1 protein-coding gene is annotated in these 2,297 nt (G+C 62.5%); it reads left to right on the top strand.

The features are described from left to right. Nucleotides 1-404 precede the first annotated feature (404 nt). A partial coding sequence (locus DBR24_RS07045) for a methyl-accepting chemotaxis protein (RefSeq protein ID WP_146188980.1) occupies nucleotides 405-2,297 on the top strand: 1,893 nt, incomplete at its 3' end.

The following is a 2,297-nucleotide window of genomic DNA, read 5'->3' as shown; positions in this document are numbered from 1 at the left end:
CATCACTAACGGGCTGCTTTGGGGAGGAGCGGACGCTGAGGCAGCGGCGGTCTGAACGTTGCTGATAGCCATGGGAATTCCGGACAGCAGATGGGTGCGCGCAGGCAAGTGCGTCAATGTGCCATTTTTCGGTGCGTGAACGCCATCCCCTTAGCCAGCTAACTAACTGACTGATCGTCGACTGCAAGGTGATAGCGCAACGCCATGGTCTGAATCTTGCCTTGCTTCTCCCCTTGAACGCGGCGCCCTTACAAAGGGCACCGACAATGGGAAGTTTCGCTACAGAGCCGGCCCACAGAGCGGGCGAGAGTGAACTTTCGAGGCCTTTTAGCAGGGCACCCCATCAACGTCGCACGACCGCGATGCACGCCGATGGTGCGTGGTGTCCAGAGGAGTCATGAGGCATGCAGGCTTTCCTTTCACCGGGGATCAAATTGCTGGGGCGGTTTGGCTTCGCAGGTAAATTCCAGTTGTTGTTTCTGCTGTTCATTCTGCCGTTGGCCGGCAGCCTGTTGATGATCGGCCAGGACTATCGCGACAAGCTCAATCTGATTTCCGGCGAACGCGCCGGCGTGCGCCAGTTGCTCGCGCTCGATGCGCTGGACAACCTGCTCGCGGCCCAACGTGACCGCGCCGCCCGCTGGCGCGCCACGGAAACCAATCGCCAACCGACGCCGGCCACCCTCGCCGCCATGGGCGCGTTCGATGCGGTACAACCGGCCGTCCTGCAAGCCACCACCGATTTGGGCACTGCACTGAAAAATGAAGGTGCCGAGGGCGAAACACTCACCCGCTATCAGGCGCTGCAAACCGCACTGAACGGGTTGGATTCGAAAAGCCTCAGCGGTGTCGGTTGGTGGCCGGACGGCTACGACCGATTCACCAACGCCCTCAGCGCGCTGCAAGCATTACGCGAACAGATTGTCATGGATAACCGCCTGACCCTCGCGCCGTGGCTGGAAACCTATCTGCTGACGCAAATCTCCACGCAGCACGCGCCGGATCTGATCGAGCGCGTCGGACGTCTGGCAGCGGTCGGCCAGGCCTCGGTAGTCTCCGGCCAGTTCACCCTGCAAAGCCGTTTGCAATTGCGTGACTTGCGCAGCCGCATCGGCGATGCCCGCGAGCAACTGGTCAAAACCGCCACGCTGCTCGAAGCGCGCCTGCCGAAAGATCAGCAACGCTGGGCCAGCCAATACGACGACAGCCTGAAACACCTCGACAGCGGCTTGAAGGTCCTTGATGACGGCGTGTTCGGCGGCAGCATCAACCTCAAGCCGGACGACTTCGAACGCAGCCTCGACGCCTTGCTGAGCGACCTCGCCGCCCTGCGCCAGCAATCACTGGTGGCGCTGGATCAACGGCTTGACGCCTACCACAGCTCGGCGATTCGCCAATTCATCATGGTCGCGGTGATCTTTGGCTGCCTGCTGCTCGCAGCGTTGTACCTGTTTATCTGCCTGCAAGCCTCGATCCGCCGCAGCGCCAGCGGCATCACCCTGCTCGCCGAAGCCCTGCGCGATGGCAACCTGAGCCTGCAAGTGCCCGTGGTCGGTCGCGATGAGCTGGCGGCGATCAGCACTGCGCTCAACGTGGCCGTGGTGCAGTTGCGCAGCAGCATGCTCGGTGTCGATCACGAGACCTCGCAACTGAGCAACGCGGTGCGCAGCCTCAACGAACACTCCAGCGGCGCCCTCAGCGAAGTCGAAGCGCAGCAATTGCAGATCAGCCAGATCGCCGCCGCTGCGACGCAATTGGCCGCCACCTCGCAAGGCGTGGCGCAAAGTTGCGAACAGGCCTCCGGCAGCGCTCAGCACACCCGGCGCATTGCCACCGACAGCAGCCGTGACAGCCAGCGCACCACGGCAAGCATTCAGCAACTCAATCAACGCTTGAACGACACTGCCGCAGCGCTGGGCCGGGTTAGCGAGCAAGGTCAGCAGATTCAACTGGTGGTCGACACCATTCGCGGTGTTGCCGAACAGACCAATCTGCTCGCGCTCAACGCCGCCATCGAAGCCGCGCGTGCCGGTGAACAGGGTCGCGGGTTTGCCGTAGTCGCCGACGAAGTGCGCAGTTTGTCGCAACGCACGCAGTCGTCCACCGCGCAGATCGCCGGTACCGTTGACAGCTTGCGTGCCACGGTCAATGAAGCGGTGAGTCTGATGGAAGCCGCGTGCGGGCAAGCGCAAACCGATGCCGAATCGGTCACCGGTCTGGGTGAACGTTTGGGCGAAATTGCCAGCGCTGTGCAGAGCGTCACCGATACCCTGGCGCAGATCGCCACGGCGGTTGAG

It is taken from the genome of Pseudomonas sp. HMWF006 (genome assembly GCF_003061205.1).
GTDB lineage: Bacteria > Pseudomonadota > Gammaproteobacteria > Pseudomonadales > Pseudomonadaceae > Aquipseudomonas > Aquipseudomonas monsensis.
The sequence above is the reverse complement of the archived record's forward strand: the minus strand, read 5'-3'. Positions and strand labels throughout refer to the sequence as shown.